This is a genomic window from Ensifer sp. ENS09 (assembly GCF_014852425.1).
GTDB lineage: Bacteria > Pseudomonadota > Alphaproteobacteria > Rhizobiales > Rhizobiaceae > Ensifer.
The window spans coordinates 596,751-617,905 of sequence record NZ_JACVBP010000001.1; the positions used below are offsets into that span (position 1 = coordinate 596,751).

Consider the following 21,155-nt stretch of genomic DNA (forward strand, 5'->3'; position numbering starts at 1 on the left):
CGCCACCGCCGCTGGCAGCCGGCCCTGCCATAGCCGAAAAGCTGCTTACAAAAGCTAACTCCTGCGCTACATTAGCAAGATCGATTGTCGGCGCTCTCGAGAGGAGCCAGACGCCGGCGGTCGCAAATGCCGATGTTCATTGAGATGATCTCGAGGAGGAGACGCATGCAATTAGTCTGGAAACAGCCGATCGAACTCGACTTCGTTAGCGGCGATTGCCGCACCGTCAAAGGCCCCTCAGACGCCCTCGCCTGCCTTGCAGACCACTGGCCTCGCCGCGGACCATTCTATGTCGCCGCCCGCAGTGCCTGCCGTGCCGCCATCGACGGCCGTCGCACCCCCGAGGAAGCCCGATCGCTGTTCATCTCGGCCGCCGAAGAAGCCGAGCTGCATACGCACTGACGCGCCAGTCGGCGCAGAATGGAAGATGCCGCCGTCAAGGTGGCGAGCGCTTGCCATCGGACAAGCGGCATAATGATATTTTGATTGAAAACCACGGCCTCTGATGGCCGTCTACGATTGTTCAAGCTCCGGGCATTCGCCCGTCAAACGCATCATTTCAGCACATTACTGCCCAATCTCGGGTGTTTTTTCCAGAAATGGCCCGATTTCTGTCGTGAAGCATTCATTTCTTTCTACTATATTCTGAGGTGCCTCACAAAAACCCATTTCGGAGCGCCTTAGTCCCGCAAGGGAATTCAAGAAAAACGATATACGGGAGAGAACATATGAGCGAGAGCAATCTCTATCGCATCGTTGAAGTCACCGTGAAGCGTGAAGGTGGCCGTCGTGATCTCGGCATCATGACCGTGCGCCAGGCCCTTGAGCTTCCCCAGGTCCCCAGCCTCGAATACAGCCATCCCGAACTCAATTCGCGTTCGGACGGTCGGTTCCTGACCCGCGACCAGCTTCAGGCCTACGCTCATTGCGCCTGACTTTGCCGATGATGGCATCCTTTCGGATGCCGTGATCGCGTGCGCCCAGGTGGGCGCGCCTTAATCAAAATCTTCGTCCCCAATCCTTGTTCCTAATTTTTCTGCGGATCGATTCCGATTCGCGGATTTATGCAGTAACGTCCGGATTCTCTCTTGCCTCGCCTCAACCGAAATCGGCCAACGGCGAGCACCCAACAAACGCGCGGTGTTCTTCCTGTCGGTTGCGACAGACGGATGCCCAAGACCGGACGATCATGGAAACAATCATCCCCCCACCGCTTCCCGTGCTGCTGCCGATTTCCGGCAGCCTCGTCGGCTTTCCGGTTCGCCGGGTCTATTGCGTCGGCCGCAACTATGCCGCCCACGCCATCGAAATGGGCCACGACCCGGACCGCGAGCCGCCGTTCTTCTTCCAGAAGAACCCGGACAACCTGCTTGCCGCCGGTAGCGCCTTCCCCTACCCGCCCTTGACCATCGACGTTCATCACGAGGTCGAACTGGTCGTGGTGCTAAAGCGTGGCGGCAGCAACATCGCCGTCGAGGACGCGCTCGATTGCGTCTATGGCTATGCCGTCGGCATCGATTTCACCCGCCGTGACCTGCAGGCGGAGGCGAAGAAGGCTGGCAAGCCCTGGGCCGCCGCCAAGGCGTTCGAGCATTCCGCCCCGCTCTCGGCGATCGCATCGGCCGAAACGATCGGCCATCCGGTCAACGGCAATATCTGGCTGAAGGTCAACGGCGAACTGCGCCAGCAGGGCGATCTCGACCAGATGATCTGGAAAGTGCCGGAGATCATCGCCGAACTCTCCAAGCTCTTCACACTGGCCCCCGGCGACGTCATCATGACCGGCACGCCCTCTGGCGTCGGACCGGTCGCGCGCGGCGACGAGGTCACCTGCGGCGTCGATGGCGTTGCGGCACTCGCCGTCAGCGTCGTCTGACCGGCTCACTTCCGGCAGGCGGTCCGCCGCCTGCCGCCCGGCCGCAATCGGCCATGTTGCGAAAGGACAGAATGGATGCCGCTCTACGCCCTTGGATCACTGCGCCCACACACGCCGCCGAAGGGTAGCTACTGGGTTGCCCCGGACGCCAATGTCGTCGGCCAGGTCGAGATCGGCGACGAGGTCGGCATCTGGTTCGGCGTAACTCTGCGCGGCGACAACGAACCCATCCGGCTCGGCGCGCGCACCAACATCCAGGAAAACGTCGTCATCCATGTCGATCCCGGTTTCCCGGTGACGATCGGCGAAGGCTGCACCATCGGGCACGGCGCCATCATCCATGGCTGCACCATCGGCGAAAACTCGCTGATCGGCATGGGCGCGACCGTGCTCAACGGCGCCAAGATCGGCCGCAATTGCCTGGTCGGCGCCAATGCACTGGTCACCGAAGGCAAGGAGTTCCCGGATAATTCGCTGATCGTCGGCGCGCCGGCCAAGGCGATCCGCACGCTGGACGAGGCGGCGGTGGAAGGCTTGAAGCGCTCGGGAGCGCATTACGTCAAGAACTGGCGTCGCTACGCCGCCGATCTCACGCGGCTGGATTGACCGCAGGACAGTTCAGGGAGCGCTTTCCGGCCTCCCTGAAGCAACCGCCCTTACGCGCAGCTCTGGCAATGGCCGCGAATCTCGATTGTCGTCTTTTCGGTCTTGAAGTTCTGCGCCCGCGTCAGCGTCGAAAGCCGCTGCTCGATTGCCTCGTCATGAAATTCGGTTACCTGGCCACAGCCTTCGCAGATGGTAAAGGCGGTGACGCCATGGTCGTGCTCGTGATCGTGCGGGCAGGTGCAGGCAACGAAGGCATTGATGCTCTCCAGCCGATGCACGAGACCGTATTCGAGCAGCTTGTCGAGCGCCCGATAAACCTGCAGCGGTGCGCGAAATCCATGATCGCGCAGCTTGTCGAGGATGGTGTAGGCGCTCATCGGCCCTTCGGAATGGCTGAGCGCATCCATCACCAGCGTCTGGTTCTTGGTCAGTTGCGGCGTAGCCATTAGTGGTGCCCTCCAGGCGTGGAATGATGCGCCGCCTCGATCGGGCGGCGGCCGATCGGTAGCAGACTCAGAACGAAAAGCCCAACCGCGGCAACGACGATAGACGGTCCCGACGGGGTATCCCAGTGCAGCGAGCCGAAAAGCCCGCCGGTGACGGCGAGCGCGCCGATGACCGAGGCAAGCACCGCCATGATTTCCGGCGAGGTCGAGAAGCGCCTTGCTGTTGCTGCCGGGATGATCAGCAGCGAGGTGATGAGGAGGATGCCGACGATCTTCATGGCGATCGCAATCACCAGCGCCATCAACAGCATGAAAAAGAGCCGCGTGCGCTCCGGCTTCAGCCCCTCGGCTTCCGCCAGTTCCGGATTGACGGTCGAGGCCAGGAGCGGGCGCCAGAGATAGACGACGGCGAAGATCACCAGAATGCCGCCGCCCCAGATGATGTCGATGTCGGATTCGGAGACCGCGAGAATATCGCCGAAGAGGAAGCCGACGAGATCGATGCGCACCCAGGTCATGAAGGCGACGATGACAAGGCCAAAGGACAGTGCCGAGTGTGAGAGGATGCCGAGCAGCGCATCGGTCGACAGCGCCCCGCGCCGCTGCAGGAAGAGCAGCAGCACCGAGACGACGGCCGCAACGATGAAGACGCTGAGCATCAGGTTGAGTTCGAGCAGCAGCGACAGCGCCACGCCCAACAGCGCCGAATGGGCCATGGTGTCGCCGAAATAGGCCATGCGCCGCCAGATGACGAAGCAGCCGAGCGGCCCGGCCATGACGGCAATGCCGACGCCGGCGATCAGCGCGCGCACGAAGAAATCGTCAAGCATCGCGCTTCTCCTTCACGTCATAGCCATGCAGTCGTGAATGGTGGCCGCAGCCGCAATCCTCGCCGTGGTCGTGCACATTTTCCTCGTCGTCGTGGTGATGGCCGTCGCCAGGGTAGCAATGTTCGGTGATCGAACCGTCCGCATGCAACACCCGGCCGTCGGGCAGATGGGTGTGGTCGTGATGGTGGCTGTAGACCGCAAGCGTATTGGCGGCCCGCCTGCCGAAAAGCTTCTGATATTCCGGGCTCTGGCTGACCGCCTGCGGCGTGCCGCGGCAGCAGACATGGCCGTTGAGACAAACGACCGTATCGGTCTCGGCCATGACAATGTGCAGGTCGTGCGAGATCAGGAGAATGCCGCAGCCGGTGCGGTTGCGGATCTGCTTAATCAGTTCGTAGAGCGCGATCTCGCCGCTGAAATCGACCCCCTGCACCGGCTCGTCGAGCACCAGCAGATCGGGCTTGCGGGCAATGGCGCGAGCGAGCAGCGCGCGCTGGAACTCGCCGCCGGAGAGATGCTGCACCTCGGCTTTCGCCAGATGCAGCACGCCGGTCGCCGACAGCGCCTCTTCGATCTCCCGCCCCTTCAAAGGACCGGTCAGCGTCATCAGCCGCTCGACCGTCAGGGGCAGCGTCCAGTCGACAGCGAGCTTCTGCGGCACGTAGCCGACCTTGAGGCCCGGCTTGCGCTCGACATAGCCCTCGTCCGGCTTGAGCACCCCGATCGCCGTCTTCGCCGTCGTCGATTTGCCCGAACCGTTCGGCCCGATCAGCGTGACGATCTCGCCGGGACTGATCGAGAATTCGACGCCACGCACCAGCCAGCGGCCGTTGCGGCGCACGCCGGCATTGCTGAGGTTGACCAGCGGCAGCGTTTCTGGGGAGCGGACATTCAGCATGAAAAAATTCCGGATTGCATGGTTGCCACTGGCTATCGCACACGTTATAGCATAACGCAATTGATGTAATAACATTACATTACGACTTCAAGGCCATCAACGGCCTGTTGAAGCGAGAGATTTGCATGCCCGACAGTACCTCTGGCCGATGCGGACAGGGGCGTCAATCAAGCCCGGAGAACCCGATGAAATCGACATCCGCCCTGCTCTTTGCCTCCACCATGCTTCTTGCGGCACCCGCCGCGGCCGACAGCCCCAATGTGGTGGTTTCGATCAAGCCGATCCACTCCCTCGTCGCCTCGATCATGCAGGGCGTCGGCGAGCCGTCGCTGATCGTCGAGGGCGCGGCCTCCCCGCACACCTACAACATGAAGCCTTCGAACGCGTCGGCCTTGCAGGCGGCAAAGGTGGTCTTCTGGGTCGGTCCCGGCCTGGAAGCCTTCCTCGACAAGCCGCTCGACGCATTAACAAGCGGCGCAAAGGTGGTGGAACTCAGCGAAGCCCCAGGCATCGAGAAACTGAAGTTCCGCGAAGGCGGTGCGTTCGAGGCGCATGACCACGGCGACGAGGGCCATGGTGAGGAGGGCCACAAGCATGCGGAGGGCGAAGCTGGGCACGATCATGGGCATGACCACGATCACGGCCACGGCGATACCGATCTGCACATGTGGCTCGATCCCATGAATGCCAAGGCGATGGCGGCCGCGATCGAAAAGACGCTCACCGAGGCCGATCCCAATAATGCCGGCGCCTACAAGGCCAATCTGGACGCGCTGAACAAGCGCCTGGACGCACTCGACGCCAAGCTCACGGAGACGGTGGCGCCGATCAAGGACAAGCCCTTCGTCGTTTTCCACGACGCCTACCAGTATTTCGAGCACCGCTACAAGGTTCGCGTCGCCGGCTCGATCACCGTCAGCCCCGAGGTACTGCCAGGTGCGGAGCGGGTGTCCCAGATCCATGCCAAGATCAAGGAACTGGGCGCGACCTGCGTCTTCGCCGAGCCGCAGTTCGAACCGAAGCTGATCAATGTGGTGATCGAGGGAACGCCGGCGAAATCCGGAACGCTGGACCCGGAAGCCGGTACGCTGGAGGCCGGCCCCGATCTCTATTTCCAGATGATGGAAGGGATCGGCACCTCGCTGAAGACCTGCCTCACCTCGGCAAGCTGACCCGTCCTCCCAAGACGGTATCGGTGGGCGTTCGCCTGGCTCGATTATGGGGGCGCCCACCCCTCTCCTTCACTTTCACGCTTGATCCGTCATCCGCAGGCTCGACCCGAGGATGACGAGCTTGGCGGCCGACCGGGAATACAGAAACGTCAAGCGAAGATCTGCCTAGACGGGAACCGAGGCATGCCGCGGCTTGAGGCCGGTTTCACACGCGGATCAGGCGAGCAATCGCGCTCGCCTTTTTTAACGACTGCATCTGCAACGATATAACATACAGGAACCAATCGATGGAAAAGCTCCCCGTCACCGTTCTCTCCGGCTTCCTTGGCGCCGGCAAGACGACGCTGCTCAACCACGTGCTTTCCAACCGCGACGGCCTGCGCGTCGCCGTCATCGTCAACGACATGAGCGAGGTCAATATCGACGCAGCGCTGGTGCGTGACGGCGGCGCCGGTCTGTCGCGCACGGAAGAGCAATTGGTGGAAATGACCAATGGCTGCATCTGTTGCACGCTGCGCGACGATCTCCTGAAGGAGGTCCGCAATCTCGCGGAACAGAACCGCTTCGACTATCTGCTGATCGAATCGAGCGGCATTTCCGAGCCCCTGCCCGTCGCCACCACCTTCGATTTTCGCGACGAGCACGGTGAAAGCCTGGCCGATGTCGCCCGCCTCGACACGATGGTGACCGTCGTCGACGCGGCAAATCTTCTCGCCGACTATTCCTCGCTCGATTTCCTCGCCGATCGCGGCGAAACGGCGGGCGAAGGCGATACACGCGCCCTCGTCGACCTCCTGGTCGAGCAGATCGAATTCGCCGATGTGGTCGTCCTGAACAAGGTCGGCACTGCCACGCCCGAGCAGGTGGATGCCGCCCGCAAGATCATCGTCGGGCTCAATCCCGATGCGCGGCTGATCGAAACCGATTTCGGCAAGGTGAACCTGCGCGAGGTCCTCGGAACCGGTCGCTTTGATCTCGCCAAGGCCGAAGAACATCCGCTCTGGTATAAGGAACTGCACGGCTTTAAGGATCATATCCCGGAGACCGAGGAATACGGCATCCGCTCCTTCGTCTATCGCGCCCGCCGTCCGCTCGATCCCATGCGCTTCCAGGCCTTTCTCAACCGCTCCTGGCCGGGCGTGCTTCGCGCCAAGGGCTTCTTCTGGCTGGCGACCCGACCGCATTATGTCGGCGAGATCAGCCAGGCCGGCCCGCTCGTTCGCACCGGCAAGATGGGGCTGTGGTGGTCGGCCGTGCCGCAGGAGCAATGGCCACTCGAACCCGGCTTCCTGAAGGCGGTCGGTCCCTACCTGGACCCGGTTTGGGGTGATCGTCGCCAGGAGATCGTCTTCATCGGCGCCGACCCGATGGACGAGGCGGAACTTCGCGCCGAACTCGATGCCTGCCTGATCGCCGACGAGCGTTTTCGTCCGGAACGCTGGCGCGATCTTGCCGACCCCTTCGCCAGTTGGTCGCCACGGGCCGCCTGATGGCCGACGCCGCACGCGCACCGCGCCGACCGCGCTTCATCTGCATGGCGCTCAACGCCGCCGGGCGGCCGGTGCCGATGTTCGATCCGTTTCTGGGCGATGAGCCGGAGGACGAGGACGCGCCGCAAGCGGCAGGCGCCATCGAACTGCTGCTGTTTGGCGACCGGCAAAACCCACGCTCCGGTCACCGAAAAGGCGAAGGGGCGGCGTGAAACGCCGCCCCTTCGCTGAACCCAGTGGGTGGTATCAGCGTGCTGCCGCCAGACCGACGATGACGCCGGTCGCAAGGCTGATCAGCAGGAAATCGTTGCCGGACCGCACCCACTGCTGGCCGCGCGGCGGCTGGCGAAGCTTGTAGTAACGGTAGTCGCGCACCTGCGCCATGTGGCGACGCTCGGCCGGCGACAGGCGATGGCCCCGCGCCCAGCGCTCCTTCTTCTTGACGATGACCCGCTTTTCGATCGTGACGTGCTTGTCGACGTGACGATCGACGCGGCGGTCCATGTGACGATCGTAGTCGCGATCGACGGGTCGACGCGAACGATCATAGTTCTGCGCCACCTCGAAGGATCCTGCCGGCTGGGCAAGGGCTGCGACCGGCGTAATCAGAACGGAGCTGGCGACGAGCGCGATCAGGAGACGTTTCATTCGGGTGTCCTTTCGTTGTCTGCACCCGAAAATTAGGCCCCGCTTCCTGAACCGAATATGAAACTCTACATTACAAATACGTAATCATATCCATCACTTATTTCGCATTCCTAATGTTCGCAGATCAACCGGCCGCAAGGCTGACGTAGCGGAAGCGATCGAAATCGGCGGCCTTGCCAGCGCCTGACGTGTCGAAGGCGAACAGGCCGGCGAAAGCGCCGGTGAAGGATCCGTGCTCGCCGCGGCCGCCCTCGTCCGAGACCACGCCCGCGTCGAGAACCGGGCCGATCGGCTGCCATTCCGCTATGCCGCTCGCCCGCCAGAGGAACTGCAGGTCGTTGTCGCGGACCTCCATCGCAAGCTTGAGCGGACCATCGGGAACGGCGATGCCACCGCCGACGGGAAACTCCAGCCGCGCATGCGGAAAATCGCCGGGGCACGAGAGGATCGTCAACGTACGTCCCAGCGTCTCGTGCCAGGTGACCCCGAGCGCATGAAACTTGTAGCGGTTGTAGTAATGCGTCAGGCCTGCCACCTGCTGATAGGTTTCTGCCGTGAACTCGACCGTCGTCTCGGCGCGGAAGGAATGATGTTCCTGCCGCCGCGCCACCAGCGCCTGCTCGAACCAGCTGCCGATGCTCTCGCGACCGATGAGACGCAGATGGCCCGGACGCCGGTCGAGCGAGAAGATCCGCTCCGGCTGCGGCGTGCGCAGCCACTGGAAGTCGATCGGCAGCACGCCGTCGTCGAACTCCGTCTCTACGGCGACGGGTGCCACCACCTGCTCCACAGGTCCCGGAGCCGGGACGAGCACCTCCGGCAGCGGCCCGCCATTTTCGAGATAGAGCCAGCCATCATCGCGCCAGACACATTTCTGCAACGCCGTCTCGCGGCCGAGCGGAGAGCGACGCTGCGGCGCAAGCGGCCGGCCGGCCAGATGGGTGTGATAGGCCTGCCCGTCCGGCGTCTCGACATATTGGCCATGACCGGCACGCTGCAACGGCGCTTCAGGGTGATCCTTCGACGTGATCAGGTAGATGTCCGGATGCATCTCATAGGGACCGTCGATCGTGCGTGAGCGCGCCATGGTGACGGCATGGTCGTAGCCGGTGCCGCCTTCGGCCGTCGTCAGATAGTACCAGCCGTTCTTCTTGAAGAGATGCGGCCCCTCGACGAGGCCGAGCGGTGAGCCGGCAAAGATGTTCTTGACAGGACCGACGAGACGGCGTGTTCGCTCGTCCCACTCCTGCAGCAGGATGCCGTCGAAGGCCGGATGTTTCGGCGAGCCGCCAAAGCTCTCCGTGCGGTGGTTCCATTGCATGTTGAGGAACCATTTGCGCCCGTCATCGTCGTGGAAGAGTGAGGGATCGAAGCCTGAGGAGTTGACATAAACAGGATCCGACCAGGTCGCCTCGATCGCCTCGGCCGTGACGATGTAGTTGTGCGCGTCCTTGAAGTTGCCGTCGAAGCGCTTGACGTCGGTATAGACCAGCCAGAACAGGCCGTCGTTATAGGAAAGGCACGGCGCCCACACCCCGCAGCTGTCGGGATTGCCGCGCATGTCGAGCTGGCTTGCCCGCTCCAGCGGCCGGCGGACGAGCTTCCAGTTCACCAGATCGCGCGAGTGATGGATCTGCACGCCCGGATACCATTCGAATGTGGAGGTGGCGATGTAGTAATCGTCGCCGACGCGGCAGATCGAAGGGTCCGGGTTGAACCCTTTAAGGATCGGGTTTCGGATCATGGCGGTCATTTCCAAGCGTCCTCCGTTGGTGGCGCCATCCGACCCCAAAAATCATACAAATTCAAGCCTGCAACGTTACAGTAAGGCATTCTCCCCGCTATTTGCGGCCAGCGATCCACATCGATTCGAGACTGCGATCTGCCCCTAGAGATGGCTGACGATCGTCATGTTCCGGCATCGGCGGCTGGATTGCACAAACAATGAGCAGAGCGCCGGAACAGCCTATTCTACTTTAGTCGGAAGTGGCCCAACTAGACGGGAAAATCGCGGCCCGGACTTGAACGCGCGCTTGAAATCGGCACTCTTGCTGTGCTTGGCACAAGAACCAAAAAAGCCATCGCGGGGAGGAAATCGATGAGAGCTTTGCTCGGCTTCAGCCGACTCATAGACACGATCACGGAATTTATCGGAAAGAATGTTGCGTGGCTGATCCTGGCGGCCGTGCTTGTGAGCGCCGGCAACGCCGTCATCCGCAAGATCTTCAACATGTCGTCGAACGCCTGGCTCGAGGCGCAGTGGTACCTGTTCGGCGCCGCGTTCATGTTCGCCGCCGCCTATACGCTGAGCCAGAACGAACACATCCGCATCGACGTGGTCTACGGCCAATTCTCGCGCCGGGTGCAGCACTGGATCGACCTCTTCGGGCACGTCTTTTTCCTGATGCCCTTCGTGCTGCTCGTGCTCTACTACCTCTTCCCCTATGTGAAGATGTCCTATGTCTCGGGCGAAGTCTCCTCATCAGCCGGCGGCCTGATCATCTGGCCCGCCAAGGCCATTCTGCTCTTCGGCTTCCTGCTTCTGGCCTTCCAGGGCGTGTCCGAGATCATCAAGAAAATCGCGATCATGACCGGAAACATGGACGACCCGACACCCTATGTGCCGACCCATGCGCCGCTTGACGATGCCCTGTCGACGGAGCCACGCCCATGATCGAATTCATTGCCGAAAACCTGGCGCCGATCATGTTCGTGTCGCTGATCGTGTTCCTGCTCCTGGGATACCCGGTCGCCTTCTCGCTCGCCGCCAATGGTCTCCTGTTCTTCATCATCGGCGTCGAACTCGCGCCGCTTTCGGATTCGATCAATCTCTCCTGGCCGTTGCTCAATGCGCTGCCGGACCGGTTCTGGGGGGTGATGTCGAACGACACGTTGCTTGCCATCCCCTTCTTTACGTTCATGGGGATCGTGCTCGAGAAATCGGGCATGGCGGAAGACCTGCTCGACACGATCGGCCAGCTCTTCGGCCCGATCCGCGGCGGTCTCGCCTATGCGGTCATCTTCGTCGGCGCGCTGCTTGCAGCCACGACCGGCGTCGTCGCCGCCTCGGTCATCGCCATGGGCCTGATCTCGCTGCCGATCATGCTGCGTTACGGCTATGACCGCAAGGTCGCCTCGGGCGTCATTGCGGCTTCAGGCACGCTCGCCCAGATTATCCCGCCGTCGCTCGTGCTCATCGTTCTTGCCGACCAGCTCGGCCGTTCGGTCGGCGACATGTATGCCGGCGCGCTGATCCCGGGCCTGGTCCTCACGGGCCTCTACATGGGCTACATCCTCCTCATGACCTTCATCCGGCGCGACTCGATGCCGGCATTGCCGCTTTCAGCCCGCACCCTCGGCTCCGGCGTCACCTCGCTTGCCGTGGCCCTCGTCGTGGCAGCTGCATTCGCCTATGGCGCCCACGTCTACCTGTACCCGACCCATGGCGCCAACGCCGACATCCTCGGCGCAACGGCCGGCGTCGCCTTCATCTATGTCGTCGCCCTCATCGACAAGAGCTTCAAGATCAACGCGATGTCCAGGCTTGCCCAGCAGGTCATCATCGTGCTGATCCCGCCGCTCGCCCTGATCTTCCTCGTGCTCGGCACCATCTTCCTCGGCATCGCGACGCCGACGGAAGGCGGCGCCATGGGCGCGGTCGGTGCACTGATCATGGCTGCCGCCAAGGGCCGTCTCAACATGGATGTCGTGCGCGGCGCGCTGACGGCAACGACGCGCCTGTCGGCTTTCGTGCTGTTCATCCTCATCGGTGCTCGGGTCTTCTCGCTCACCTTCTACGGCGTCAACGGCCATATCTGGGTCGAACACCTGCTGACGGCGATGCCGGGCGGCGAAACCGGCTTCCTGATCGCGGTCAACCTGCTCGTCTTCTTCCTGGCGTTCTTCCTCGACTTCTTCGAGCTCGCCTTCATCATCGTGCCGCTGCTCGCACCCGCCGCCGACAAGCTCGGCATCGACCTCATCTGGTTCGGCGTGTTGCTCGGCATCAATATGCAGACGAGCTTCATGCACCCGCCCTTCGGCTTCGCGCTCTTCTATCTGCGCTCGGTCGCGGCCAAGGTGCCCTACGTCGACAAGATCACCGGCAAGAACATCCAGCCGGTCACGACCGGCCAGATCTATTGGGGTGCCGTGCCCTTCGTCGGGATCCAGATCCTGATGGTGGCGCTGACGATCATGTTCCCGCAGATGGTCATGCACTACAAGGGCACGGGAACGGTGGTCGATCCGAACACGATCAAGATCGAGGTGCCCGGCTTTGCGCCCGGCGGCGGCCTCACCTTGCCGGACAATGGCGGCGGCCTCGGCCTTCCCGGCGGCCTGCAGCTTCCAGGCGGCAGCCCGCTCGACCAGAAGCCGGCAGACCAGGGCGGCGCGCAGCCGCAGACGGCGCCTGCTAACGACCTCAGCCAGCCGCCTTCGTTTGGCAGTCCGGGTGCTCAGCCGCAACAGGCACCGTCAAACGACCTCAGCCAGCCGCCGTCGTTCAAGTAAGACGGCCGGCACGCAAAACAGAAGGGCGGCCCCGCAAAGGGCCGCCCTTTTCGTTTGGCGAAAAACCGGATGCGATGATTGCCAAGACCTCCGTCATTCCTGTGCTCGTCACAGCAATCCAGTAGCGTCGCGTCCGCGGCGCGGAAAAATCATTTCAGCCCAAGGACTTGGGCCGGCCGGATGCCTGTGAGAGGCACAGGAATGACGGCGCATTTGAAGTCGCAGTCTCCCCAAGCTTGAGATGATCGACCCAGGACGATACCAGCCCCTCAGGCGGTCGCCATTTGCCGCCACTCCCGCCCACCGAAGCTCGCTCACTCGATCCGCTTGGCCGGATTGTCCCGATACCAGTCGACAATCATGGGCATCGCCTCCTCGAAAGGGCCGCCGACATAGACGTTGAGCAGCCCCATGCGGGCCCGGCTCTCATTCTTGAAGTCATGCATCGTCCCGCGCGGGATGACGAATAGCGAACCCTTCGGCTTCCGGTGCCAGGTGTCGCCGACGAGCACGCTCGCCGTACCCTCGATCACATAGAAGATCTCGTCATTGTCGTCATGGCTGTGGGCGCCCGGCCCCTCATGCCGCGCCTCCAGCCACCATTCCGAGATCGAGAAGCGCCCGGCGGTCTCGGCGCCATCGGCTTTGAACACCGCCTGGATCGCGCCCATGTCGTAGCGCCGCCCCTCGTCGGGACCGAGCACGACGGATTGGCCTTCGCTTGGCATGGCTCTTCCTCCGTCCTGTTGAGGCAGCAACCATACCACGAAATTCGGAAACGACGGCGCGCAACACGCTGTGCGAGCCGCAAAGAAAAGGCCGCGCGCGAGGATATCGCGAGCGGCCCGTTTCCATGAGCAAGGGAGAAAGCTTAGAGCTTGCCGCCGCGCTGCTGGATCATCATGAAGGTGTCGTAGTTGTATTCGGCGATCTGGGCGTTGAGATAGTACTCGCCGCGGAAGGCCTTGATCGAGTCCCAGATCTTCTTGAAGGTCGGGTTCGAGGCTTCCATCTCCGCATAGACTTCGTTGGCCTTGTCAAAGCAGGCCGACAGGATTTCGGCGCTGAACGGGCTGAGCTTGGCACCGGAAGCCACCAAGCGCTTGATCGCCGCCGGGTTCAGGTAGTCATACTTCTGCAGCATGTTCGCGTCGGTCGCCTGGCAGGCGGTGCGCAGCAGCGACTGGTAGTTCTTCGGCAGCGCTTCGAAGGCCGCCTTGTTGAACATGGCGTGGACCGTCGGGCCACCTTCCCACCAGCCGGGATAGTAGTAGTAGGGCGCGACCTTGTAGAAGCCGAGCTTCTCGTCGTCATAGGGGCCGACCCATTCGGCAGCGTCGATGGTGCCCTTTTCCAGCGCCGGGTAGATGTCGCCGCCGGCGATCTGCTGCGGCACGACACCGAGCTTCTCGACGACCTTGCCGGCGAAACCGCCGATGCGCATCTTCAGGCCCTGCATGTCGGCGACCGTCTTGATTTCCTTGCGGAACCAGCCGCCCATCTGCACGCCGGTATTGCCGCCGGGGTAGCCGACGAGGCCCTGGGTGCCGAGGAATTCGTTGAAGAGGTCGATACCGCCACCATGATAGTGCCAGGCATTCATGCCGCGCGCGTTGAGCGCGAAGGGCACGGCAGCACCGAGCGCCCAGGTCGGGTCCTTGCCCCAGTAATAGTATGCGACCGTGTGGCAGGCTTCGACCGTACCGGCGGCAGCCGCGTCAGCAGCCTGCAAGCCCGGCACGATTTCGCCGGCGGCAAAGACCTGGATCTGGAACGCGCCGTCGGTCGCTTCGGAGACGTATTTCGACAGCACTTCGCCGCCGCCATAGATCGTGTCGAGCGACTTCGGGAACGACGATGCCAGGCGCCAGTTCACCTTCGGGTTTGCCTGCGCAAGCGCCGGCGTCGCCAGTGCTGCGGCACCGGCTGCGGCCAAGCCGCCAAGGCTTGCGTTTTTCATAAATGAACGGCGATCCATGGTTCCTCCCCTAGTTCTCGCCAAAAGGGCGGGCGCGTTCAGCACCACCGCCCATCAATCCACCCTGCCCCTTCCCGGACGATGGGTGGCTCTCCTCCTCGTTACCCGTCGAAGACGACGCAAACAGGCGTCGCAACCGCCAGGCATTGACGCACCTTACAGAAACACCTGACCATGTCCAGAAGCCGCTTTCCGGCGCATATTCGACTTTTGTCTAATGCGCCGGAAAGCAATGAGATTTGCCCAAAATGCAGGCAAATCAATATTTTCGGTCAAAATCAGAGCTCGGCCGACTTGGCCCAGAGGTTGATGTCGGCCTCGCGCGCGTAGAGATCGATCTCGGCCAGTTCGTCGGCCGTAAACGTGTCGTTTTCGAGCGCCTTGACGCAATCGACGATCTGCTCCGAACGGCTGGCGCCGATCAGCGCCGAGGTGATGCGGCCATTGCGCAGCACCCAGGCAAGCGCCATCTGCGCCAGCGTCTGGCCGCGCTTTTCGGCAATGCCGTTCAGCTTGCGGATATTGTCGATGATTTCAGGACGGATGAAGTCCTTCTTCAGGAAGTGGTTCTGCGCCGCGCGGCTGTCGGAAGGGATGCCGCCGAGATATTTGGTCGTCAGCATGCCCTGGGCCAGCGGCGAAAACACGATCGAGCCGATGCCGAGGTCTTCGAGCGTATGGATCAGCCCGTCGTCCTCGATCCAGCGGTTGAGCATGGAATAGCTCGGCTGGTGTATGAGGCAAGGCGTGCCCAGGTCCTTCAGGATCGCGGCCGCTTCGCGGGTCCGCTGCGAATTGTAGGAGGAGATGCCGACATAGAGAGCGCGGCCCGAGCGCACGATATGGTCGAGCGCCCCGCAGGTTTCCTCAAGCGGCGTCTCCGGATCGAAGCGGTGCGAATAGAAGATATCGACATAGTCGAGGCCCATGCGCTTCAGGCTCTGGTCGCAGGACGCGATCATGTATTTGCGGCTGCCCCATTCGCCATAGGGACCGGCCCACATGTCGTAGCCGGCCTTCGACGAGATGATCAGCTCGTCGCGCAGGTGGGCGAAATCCGTGCGCATGATCTCGCCGAAGGCGGTCTCGGCCGAGCCCGGAGGCGGGCCGTAATTGTTGGCGAGGTCGAAATGAGTGATGCCGAGATCGAACGCGGTGCGGCACATGTCGACCTTGCGGTCATGCGGCGTGTCGCCGCCGAAATTGTGCCAGAGCCCCAGCGAGATCGCCGGCAGCTTCAGGCCGGAACGGCCGACGCGGTTATATTTCATGGTGTCGTAGCGGTTTTCCGCCGGTAGCCAGGTCATCGCAAAAATCCTCCGCGATCCGTGTCCGGATGGCGAACCTTTCCGCCACCCTCAAAATGAAACGGTTTCCGGTGCGGCTGGCCGCAGCGGAAACCTGAAGTCACAAAGGTCTAAACCTGTCGGCTGCCGCTATGAAGCCGCAGCGACGCGATTTCCCGATATTTCTTCCTGCGGCTCACGCAACAGCGCCCGCGCCTCCTCGATGCCGAGGGCTGCCGGCTGGGTGCAGGTGGTGGAGAGCTCGATGAAGCGGCCCTCTTCACCGGATTTCAGGATCGACACCATCACGTCAACGCCGTGCAGTGCGCGGTCGAGCGAGCAGCGGGCATCGCGGCCTTCGAGGATCGCGAGCGCCATGTCCGCAAGACCGGCGGTGCGGTAGTTCGCCATCGGTCCCTGCGGGTGCTCCTGGTTGGCGATGCCGAAGGGATGATCCCAGGCTTCCAGCGGCTGGATGTTCTTGTCCTGCCCGCTGATCTCCACGGTTCCGCCGAAGAAGTTCGGATCGGGCACGTAGAGCGAGCCTTCAGTGCCATAGAGCTCCATGTTGGCGTGGCGGTGCGACCAGACATCCCAGCTCGCCGACAGCGTGATGGTGGCGCCGTTCTGGAATTCGAGCAGTGCGTGGATGTTGGTGGGGGTCTTGACCGGGATCACCTCGCCCTTGCGCGGCTCGCTGGTGATCGTTCGGGTCGGATTGGCCATTGTCGTCAGCGCCGCCACGCGCTTCACCGGCCCGATCAGGTTGATCAGGTTGGCGATGTAATAGGGGCCGAGATCGAGGATCGGGCCGCCGCCCGGCAGGAAGAAGAAGTCCGGGTTCGGGTGCCACATCTCCATGCCCGGGCTCATGACGTGGCAGGTGCCCGAGGTCACCCGGCCGATCTTGCCGGCATCGACCGCGCTGCGGGCAAGCTGATGCGCCCCTCCGAGGAAGGTGTCGGGGGCGCAGCCGACCGAAAGGCCCTTGGCCTTGGCGATTGCCCTGAGCTCTTCGCCCTGCTCGAGCGAGAGCACCAGCGGCTTTTCGGAATAGACGTGCTTGCCCGCTTCGAGGATCGCCTTGGACACCGGATAGTGCGCATCCGGGATCGTCAGGTTGACGACGATGTCGACAGCAGGATTGGTGAGCAGCGCCTCGATGCTCTGGGCCTCGACGCCGTACTCAGTCGCCCGTGCCTCGGCAGCTGCCGGGTTGAGGTCGGCGCAGGCGACGACCTTGATGCCCTTAAAGAGCGGGGCAAGCTTGAAGTAGGTGGTGGAGATGTTGCCGCATCCGATGATGCCGACGCCAAGTTCCTTGCTCATGGATAAACCTGTTCTCAATAGGATTGGATGGAAGCGAGCGAACGCTTGGCGAAACGCTGGAAATCGCTCGGATTGTCGTGCTCGGCGATGAAATAGCGCGCCTTGGTCCCCGAGAGCGCCTGGAACAGGCCCTTCCAGTCGACGGTGCCCTCGCCGACATCAGCCCAGCCGTCCTCGTCCTTCTTCTCGCCCGAAGGCGCGATGTCCTTCACATGCACGGCGGTGATGCGGTTGCCGTACTTCTTGATCCAGGCGATCGGGTCGGCACCGCCGCGGATGATCCAGGCGATATCGGCTTCCCACGAGAGATCCGGTCCGCCCTCGAAGATCAGGTCCTGCGGGATGCTGCCGTCAGGAAGGGCAAAGAACTCGAAATCGTGGTTGTGCCAGCCGAAGATCAGCCCGGCGTCGCGATAGGGCTTGCCCGCCTTCTGCAGCCGCTCGCCGAAGGCACGCCAGCCCGCGGCATCGGTCGGGCGCTGGTCGGGCATCAGGTAGGGGCAATAGATCGCCTTGATGCCTAGCGCCTTGGCGATTTCGAGCACGCGGGCCGGATCGCTTTCGAGCATGTCGAGACCAAAGTGGGCGGTCGGCATGGCAAGGCCGTTCTCGTCGAGACCTTCCTTGAAGCTCGCGATCTCAGCATCGCTGAGTGCCGCATAGAGCGCGCCATAGCCCTCGACCTGGCTGTAGCCGGCATCGCCGAGCGCCTTCAGCACATTGGCGAAGGGCGGGAAATTGCGGGCGCTATAGAGCTGGAAACTGACGTCCTTCATGAAATCCTCCTCGATTTCGTCTTGGGTCCTTGGGGGGCTAAGGGGCTTGGGATTGTCGGGTCCTGGGGATCACTTGAGCCAGGTGTCGTAGTCCGACACCAAGAGATGGGTGGGGCTTGCGTCCTCCTCGATCGCCGAGAAGCGACCGACAGGCTCGCGGAAGTAGTTGTCGGTGAGATCGTCGTTGACGGTCGAGACTTCGCCCATCAGCACGTCGGCGCCTTCCGCCCAGAAGGCGTGCCAGTTGCCGGGCAGCAGCGTGACGCTTTCACCAGCCTTCAGCTTCAGGAGGTCGCCGGCTTTGAGCGTGCGCAGGCTCGCATCGGTGGCGACAACCACGTCGCTCTCTTCGTCGACCGAGCCGTCGGGCTTGGAGTTGTACATCTGCAGCACCAGCGCGCCGCCACCACGGTTGATGATATCCTCGGTCTTGACCGCGTGACGATGCAGCGGATTGACCTGATCCTTGGCGGTGATCATCAGCTTTTCGGCATAGACCATGCCCTGCCCGGTGGTCAGGTTCGCGGCATTGCCGTTGCGCAGGGTGAAGAGCACGAGGCCCAACTGGTCGAAGCGGCCCTTGCCATAGTCGGTGATGTCCCAGCCAAGCCGGGCGTCGAAGATCGTCGGGCTGTCGGACCGGACACGCACCTTAAGCTGTTCCGGCGACCAGTAGGCAAAGGGCGGCAGGGTGAAGCCGAACGACTTCATGAAGGCATCGCTTTCGGCGATGATGTCGTTGACGTGGCTGCGTTTCATGGCGGTCAGCCCTTTCCCTGGCAGGATTCGAGATCGAAGGCGACAAAGCGCGGGCGCTCACCCGCGCCAAGCGGCACCTTCGGGGTGAAGCGGATGACCTTGGTCTCGCCGGCCAAGAAGTCGAACGCGTTGTCGGAATAGCGCCCGGCGACATCCGCCTCGATCATCACATGCAGCGCCAGGCCGCTCGCCTTGACCGTGACATCAAAGGCGCCCTCGCCCGCAGGCGCCACGTCGAGCGTCAGGCCGGAGGGCTTGAGGTCCAGCGCCTTGTAGGTGCCGTTGACGTGGTGCCCCTCGCCCCGCATGCCGTTCGATGCCTCGAAAGACCAGAACAGCAGGTCGCCTTCCGGAATGTCGAAAGCTGCAAGCGTCGCCAGCGTTGCCGCCCGGTCCGGGCTGCAGGTGCCGGCGACAGCCGCCAGCGGCGTGCGCTGTCCGTCGAGCGAAACGAGGAAGGTCTGCAGCTCGACGGTCACCGGCTCGGCCGTGTCGTTGACCATCGAGAAAGCGATCTCCTTGCCGTCAGCCGACGGGATAGCCGCGACCGAAACCGGCTGGAAGAAGCGACGCACCATGTAGTGCATCGCCTTCCAGCTGCCGCCGTAGTCGAGGCTCGACCAGGAGGCGACCGGCCAGGTGTCGTTGAGCTGCCAGTAGAGCGTGCCCATGCAATGGGGCTTCAGCGAGCGCCAGTAGTCGACGGCGGTTTTGATCGCCAGTCCCTGCTGGATCTGGCTCAGGTAGACGAAGCTCGGGAAATCCTTGGGGAAGCGGAAGTAGCGGAACATCGTGCCGGCGATGCGCTCGTTGCCGCCGACATTCTTCTGGTGGCTCTCGATGACAGGCGACGCGATGTTGAGATCCTTCTCGGCCGCGAACTGCCGGATGACCGGCATCGACGTATAGGACTGGAAGCCGAACTCCGAGCAGAAGCGTGGACGCACGCTGCGATAATTGTCGAACGACTTGTTCTCGTGCCAGACCGACCAGTAATGCATGTCGCCGGAGCCATCGGCGTGCCAGGCGTCGCCGAAATCGAGATAGCCGGACGCCGGGCTCGACGGCCACCAGATCGCCTCGGGCAATGCCGCCTTCAGCGCCACCTCGATGGTGCGGTTCAGCCGGTCGTAGGACACGAGATAGCGGTCGCGATCCTTGCGTGGCTCGTCGAACCAGGTAAGCGCGCCGACAAGCTCGTTGTCGCCACACCACACCGCGATCGACGGATGCGACGACAGGCGCTTGGCCTGATAGTCCACTTCGGCCGCAACATTCTCAAGGAAGTCCGGTGTCGAGGGGTAGAGGTTGCAGGCAAACATGAAGTCCTGCCAAACCATGAGCCCGAGCCGGTCGCAGAGGTCGTAGAACCAGTCCGGCTCGTAGAAGCCGCCGCCCCAGACGCGGATCATGTTCATGTTGGCATCAACAGCCGAGGTCAAAAGATCCTCGACGCCGTCGCGCGTTACCCGCGACGCCAGCGCATCGGCCGGGATCCAGTTGGCGCCCTTGCAGAAGATTTCGCGGCCGTTGACGCGGAAGGCAAAGCGGCTGCCGGCCTCGTCCTTGTCGGTCAGAAGCTCGATGGTGCGCAAACCGATCTGGCGCGTTACCTGCTCTTGCGGCACCTCGACCGTCAGCTTCGAGAGATATTGTTCGCCGCTGCCGGCCGGCCACCAGAGCCTGGGCTCGGTCACGGTGAAGACGTGGGTAATGCGTGTCTCGCCCTTGCCGACGGCGCAATCGAGCCGTTCGCGATCCTCGTCGAGGGAGAAATGCACCGGCACGATGCCCGGCCCATCGGCAAAGAGCGTCAGCGTCACCACCAGATCGACGCTGCCATCCTCCAGCCAGACTTGCTTTGTCGTCACATGCTCGATGCGGGCAATCTCCAGCCGGCAAAGGGCGATGTCGCCGTAGACGCCAAGCGGCGCGATCGCGAGGTTCCAGTCCCAGCCGAAGTGGCACTGGGGCTTGCGCAGCATATTGCCGTTGGCGATGGGCGAATTGCCGGGATGATAGGGCACATAGAAGGGCTGCTCCGCCTGACGGCGCGCGCCCTCTGATATCGAGGAATGCAGCACGATGCGAATGCGGTTTTCACCGGCGGTGAGCGCCTTCGAAACATCAGGCCGATAGCGGCGAAAGCAATTCTCGGCTTCGAGCACCGGCTTGTCGTTGACGAAGACGGACGCGACCGTGTCGAGGCATTCGAGGTCGAGATACCAATGGCCAGCGAGGTCCGCAGCCGCGACCGACACCGTGCGCTCGATTACCCAGTCCTTGTGCGCCACCCACTGCACGTCGTTCTCGTTGCGGCCGACATAGGGATCGTCGATCACGCCGGCCTTCTGCAATGCCGAGTGCACGTCGCCCGGCAGCGCGATCGCCAGCGTGTGGCTGTTGTCGACGGAGGAGAGCTGCCAATCCCCCGCAAGGTCGAGGCGGATGGCTGTGCGGGTGTAGTCCTCAGAGAGCATTGTCGTATTCCATGGGGTCGACCGGCTGTGCCGGCACAGTCATTGTCGGGATGGGCCGGGTGGCAG

Annotated in this window: 21 protein-coding genes; 9 read left to right on the forward strand and 12 right to left on the reverse strand. The window is 62.7% G+C overall.

The window, feature by feature from the left end:
- The first annotated feature begins 165 nt into the window (after positions 1 to 165).
- The 4 genes from IB267_RS02955 (at position 166) to IB267_RS02970 (ending at position 2,482) form a co-directional block, all read left to right on the forward strand.
- A complete protein-coding gene (locus IB267_RS02955) occupies positions 166 to 402 on the forward strand; it encodes a DUF982 domain-containing protein (protein ID WP_192446332.1) in 237 nt (78 codons plus the stop codon).
- 326 nt (positions 403 to 728) lie between these two features.
- Positions 729 to 935: a hypothetical protein gene (locus tag IB267_RS02960; RefSeq protein ID WP_034788476.1), complete on the forward strand. Its 207-nt coding sequence runs from the start codon at positions 729 to 731 to the stop codon at positions 933 to 935.
- A gap of 254 nt (positions 936 to 1,189) precedes the next feature.
- Positions 1,190 to 1,876 carry a fumarylacetoacetate hydrolase family protein gene (locus tag IB267_RS02965; protein WP_192446333.1) on the forward strand — a complete coding sequence of 229 codons (687 nt, stop codon included), beginning with the start codon at positions 1,190 to 1,192 and terminating at the stop codon, positions 1,874 to 1,876.
- A gap of 75 nt (positions 1,877 to 1,951) precedes the next feature.
- A complete protein-coding gene (locus IB267_RS02970) occupies positions 1,952 to 2,482 on the forward strand; it encodes a gamma carbonic anhydrase family protein (protein ID WP_192446334.1) in 531 nt (176 codons plus the stop codon).
- Between the two features lie 50 nt (positions 2,483 to 2,532).
- On the opposite strand, the gene IB267_RS02975 is transcribed toward IB267_RS02970, so the two are convergent.
- From IB267_RS02975 to IB267_RS02985, 3 genes are read right to left on the reverse strand one after another with little or no spacing between them, the layout of a single operon-like run.
- Positions 2,533 to 2,928 carry a Fur family transcriptional regulator gene (locus IB267_RS02975; RefSeq protein WP_192446335.1) on the reverse strand — a complete coding sequence of 132 codons (396 nt, stop codon included), beginning with the start codon at positions 2,926 to 2,928 and terminating at the stop codon, positions 2,533 to 2,535.
- Positions 2,928 to 3,758, reverse strand: a complete 831-nt coding sequence (gene znuB, locus IB267_RS02980) for a zinc ABC transporter permease subunit ZnuB (RefSeq protein WP_192446336.1) — start codon at positions 3,756 to 3,758, stop codon at positions 2,928 to 2,930. The genes IB267_RS02975 and znuB overlap by 1 nt, the downstream gene beginning before the upstream one ends.
- Positions 3,751 to 4,656, reverse strand: a complete 906-nt coding sequence (locus IB267_RS02985; protein ID WP_192446337.1) for a metal ABC transporter ATP-binding protein — start codon at positions 4,654 to 4,656, stop codon at positions 3,751 to 3,753. The genes znuB and IB267_RS02985 overlap by 8 nt, the downstream gene beginning before the upstream one ends.
- 185 nt (positions 4,657 to 4,841) lie before the next feature.
- Between IB267_RS02985 and znuA the strand changes: the two genes are divergently transcribed.
- From znuA to IB267_RS03000, 3 genes are all read left to right on the forward strand, one after another.
- Positions 4,842 to 5,828, forward strand: a complete 987-nt coding sequence (znuA, locus tag IB267_RS02990; RefSeq protein WP_192446338.1) for a zinc ABC transporter substrate-binding protein ZnuA — start codon at positions 4,842 to 4,844, stop codon at positions 5,826 to 5,828.
- Positions 5,829 to 6,115: 287 nt separating this feature from the next.
- Positions 6,116 to 7,318 (forward strand): GTP-binding protein, encoded by a 1,203-nt coding sequence (locus tag IB267_RS02995; RefSeq protein ID WP_192446339.1) that lies wholly within the window; start codon positions 6,116 to 6,118, stop codon positions 7,316 to 7,318.
- Entirely contained in the window at positions 7,318 to 7,530 is a 213-nt protein-coding gene (locus IB267_RS03000) for a hypothetical protein (protein WP_192446340.1), read from the forward strand. Before IB267_RS02995 ends, IB267_RS03000 begins: the two co-directional genes overlap by 1 nt.
- A 34-nt stretch (positions 7,531 to 7,564) precedes the next feature.
- Here IB267_RS03000 and IB267_RS03005 read toward each other — a convergent pair whose 3' ends face one another.
- Together IB267_RS03005 and IB267_RS03010 are read right to left on the reverse strand one after the other, a co-directional pair.
- On the reverse strand, positions 7,565 to 7,966 hold the full coding sequence (locus IB267_RS03005; RefSeq protein WP_034788451.1) for an RcnB family protein: 402 nt from the start codon (positions 7,964 to 7,966) through the stop codon (positions 7,565 to 7,567).
- A gap of 124 nt (positions 7,967 to 8,090) precedes the next feature.
- Positions 8,091 to 9,719 (reverse strand): glycoside hydrolase family 43 protein, encoded by a 1,629-nt coding sequence (locus IB267_RS03010; protein WP_192446341.1) that lies wholly within the window; start codon positions 9,717 to 9,719, stop codon positions 8,091 to 8,093.
- A 345-nt stretch (positions 9,720 to 10,064) separates the two neighbouring features.
- Here IB267_RS03010 and IB267_RS03015 point away from each other — a divergent pair, with 345 nt between their 5' ends.
- Both IB267_RS03015 and IB267_RS03020 read left to right on the forward strand, forming a co-directional pair.
- On the forward strand, positions 10,065 to 10,640 hold the full coding sequence (locus IB267_RS03015) for a TRAP transporter small permease subunit (protein ID WP_192446342.1): 576 nt from the start codon (positions 10,065 to 10,067) through the stop codon (positions 10,638 to 10,640).
- Positions 10,637 to 12,481, forward strand: coding sequence for a TRAP transporter large permease subunit (locus IB267_RS03020; protein WP_192446343.1), 1,845 nt, complete (start codon positions 10,637 to 10,639; stop codon positions 12,479 to 12,481). The genes IB267_RS03015 and IB267_RS03020 overlap by 4 nt, the downstream gene beginning before the upstream one ends.
- A gap of 314 nt (positions 12,482 to 12,795) precedes the next feature.
- Here the strand turns inward: IB267_RS03020 and IB267_RS03025 are convergent, their stop codons facing one another.
- The 7 genes from IB267_RS03025 to IB267_RS03055 all read right to left on the reverse strand — a co-directional run bounded on the left by IB267_RS03025 (position 12,796) and on the right by IB267_RS03055 (position 21,089).
- The gene (locus tag IB267_RS03025; protein ID WP_192446344.1) at positions 12,796 to 13,209 is read right to left on the reverse strand and encodes a cupin domain-containing protein; all 414 of its coding nucleotides are present in this window, start codon (positions 13,207 to 13,209) and stop codon (positions 12,796 to 12,798) included.
- A gap of 143 nt (positions 13,210 to 13,352) precedes the next feature.
- Positions 13,353 to 14,459 carry a TRAP transporter substrate-binding protein gene (locus IB267_RS03030; RefSeq protein ID WP_192446345.1) on the reverse strand — a complete coding sequence of 369 codons (1,107 nt, stop codon included), beginning with the start codon at positions 14,457 to 14,459 and terminating at the stop codon, positions 13,353 to 13,355.
- 278 nt (positions 14,460 to 14,737) lie between these two features.
- Positions 14,738 to 15,766, reverse strand: coding sequence for an L-glyceraldehyde 3-phosphate reductase (gene mgrA, locus IB267_RS03035; protein WP_043625145.1), 1,029 nt, complete (start codon positions 15,764 to 15,766; stop codon positions 14,738 to 14,740).
- A gap of 129 nt (positions 15,767 to 15,895) precedes the next feature.
- A complete protein-coding gene (locus IB267_RS03040) occupies positions 15,896 to 17,074 on the reverse strand; it encodes a Gfo/Idh/MocA family protein (protein ID WP_192446346.1) in 1,179 nt (392 codons plus the stop codon).
- Between the two features lie 14 nt (positions 17,075 to 17,088).
- Positions 17,089 to 17,850 carry a sugar phosphate isomerase/epimerase gene (locus tag IB267_RS03045; protein WP_192446347.1) on the reverse strand — a complete coding sequence of 254 codons (762 nt, stop codon included), beginning with the start codon at positions 17,848 to 17,850 and terminating at the stop codon, positions 17,089 to 17,091.
- Between the two features lie 69 nt (positions 17,851 to 17,919).
- Entirely contained in the window at positions 17,920 to 18,609 is a 690-nt protein-coding gene (locus IB267_RS03050) for a D-lyxose/D-mannose family sugar isomerase (RefSeq protein WP_192446348.1), read from the reverse strand.
- Between the two features lie 5 nt (positions 18,610 to 18,614).
- Positions 18,615 to 21,089, reverse strand: coding sequence for a glycoside hydrolase family 2 protein (locus IB267_RS03055; protein ID WP_192446349.1), 2,475 nt, complete (start codon positions 21,087 to 21,089; stop codon positions 18,615 to 18,617).
- Positions 21,090 to 21,155: the final 66 nt, after the last annotated feature.

Excerpts from the sequence above, each read along its gene's own strand:
- IB267_RS02955 (WP_192446332.1), top strand. The coding sequence starts at position 166 with ATGCAATTAGTCTGGAAACAGCCGATCGAACTCGACTTCGTTAGCGGC.
- IB267_RS02960 (WP_034788476.1), top strand. The coding sequence starts at position 729 with ATGAGCGAGAGCAATCTCTATCGCATCGTTGAAGTCACCGTGAAGCGT.
- IB267_RS02965 (WP_192446333.1), top strand. The coding sequence starts at position 1,190 with ATGGAAACAATCATCCCCCCACCGCTTCCCGTGCTGCTGCCGATTTCC.
- IB267_RS02970 (WP_192446334.1), top strand. The coding sequence starts at position 1,952 with ATGCCGCTCTACGCCCTTGGATCACTGCGCCCACACACGCCGCCGAAG.
- IB267_RS02975 (WP_192446335.1), bottom strand. The coding sequence starts at position 2,928 with ATGGCTACGCCGCAACTGACCAAGAACCAGACGCTGGTGATGGATGCG.
- znuB (WP_192446336.1), bottom strand. The coding sequence starts at position 3,758 with ATGCTTGACGATTTCTTCGTGCGCGCGCTGATCGCCGGCGTCGGCATT.
- IB267_RS02985 (WP_192446337.1), bottom strand. The coding sequence starts at position 4,656 with ATGCTGAATGTCCGCTCCCCAGAAACGCTGCCGCTGGTCAACCTCAGC.
- znuA (WP_192446338.1), top strand. The coding sequence starts at position 4,842 with ATGAAATCGACATCCGCCCTGCTCTTTGCCTCCACCATGCTTCTTGCG.
- IB267_RS02995 (WP_192446339.1), top strand. The coding sequence starts at position 6,116 with ATGGAAAAGCTCCCCGTCACCGTTCTCTCCGGCTTCCTTGGCGCCGGC.
- IB267_RS03000 (WP_192446340.1), top strand. The coding sequence starts at position 7,318 with ATGGCCGACGCCGCACGCGCACCGCGCCGACCGCGCTTCATCTGCATG.
- IB267_RS03005 (WP_034788451.1), bottom strand. The coding sequence starts at position 7,966 with ATGAAACGTCTCCTGATCGCGCTCGTCGCCAGCTCCGTTCTGATTACG.
- IB267_RS03010 (WP_192446341.1), bottom strand. The coding sequence starts at position 9,719 with ATGACCGCCATGATCCGAAACCCGATCCTTAAAGGGTTCAACCCGGAC.
- IB267_RS03015 (WP_192446342.1), top strand. The coding sequence starts at position 10,065 with ATGAGAGCTTTGCTCGGCTTCAGCCGACTCATAGACACGATCACGGAA.
- IB267_RS03020 (WP_192446343.1), top strand. The coding sequence starts at position 10,637 with ATGATCGAATTCATTGCCGAAAACCTGGCGCCGATCATGTTCGTGTCG.
- IB267_RS03025 (WP_192446344.1), bottom strand. The coding sequence starts at position 13,209 with ATGCCAAGCGAAGGCCAATCCGTCGTGCTCGGTCCCGACGAGGGGCGG.
- IB267_RS03030 (WP_192446345.1), bottom strand. The coding sequence starts at position 14,459 with ATGGATCGCCGTTCATTTATGAAAAACGCAAGCCTTGGCGGCTTGGCC.
- mgrA (WP_043625145.1), bottom strand. The coding sequence starts at position 15,766 with ATGACCTGGCTACCGGCGGAAAACCGCTACGACACCATGAAATATAAC.
- IB267_RS03040 (WP_192446346.1), bottom strand. The coding sequence starts at position 17,074 with ATGAGCAAGGAACTTGGCGTCGGCATCATCGGATGCGGCAACATCTCC.
- IB267_RS03045 (WP_192446347.1), bottom strand. The coding sequence starts at position 17,850 with ATGAAGGACGTCAGTTTCCAGCTCTATAGCGCCCGCAATTTCCCGCCC.
- IB267_RS03050 (WP_192446348.1), bottom strand. The coding sequence starts at position 18,609 with ATGAAACGCAGCCACGTCAACGACATCATCGCCGAAAGCGATGCCTTC.
- IB267_RS03055 (WP_192446349.1), bottom strand. The coding sequence starts at position 21,089 with ATGCTCTCTGAGGACTACACCCGCACAGCCATCCGCCTCGACCTTGCG.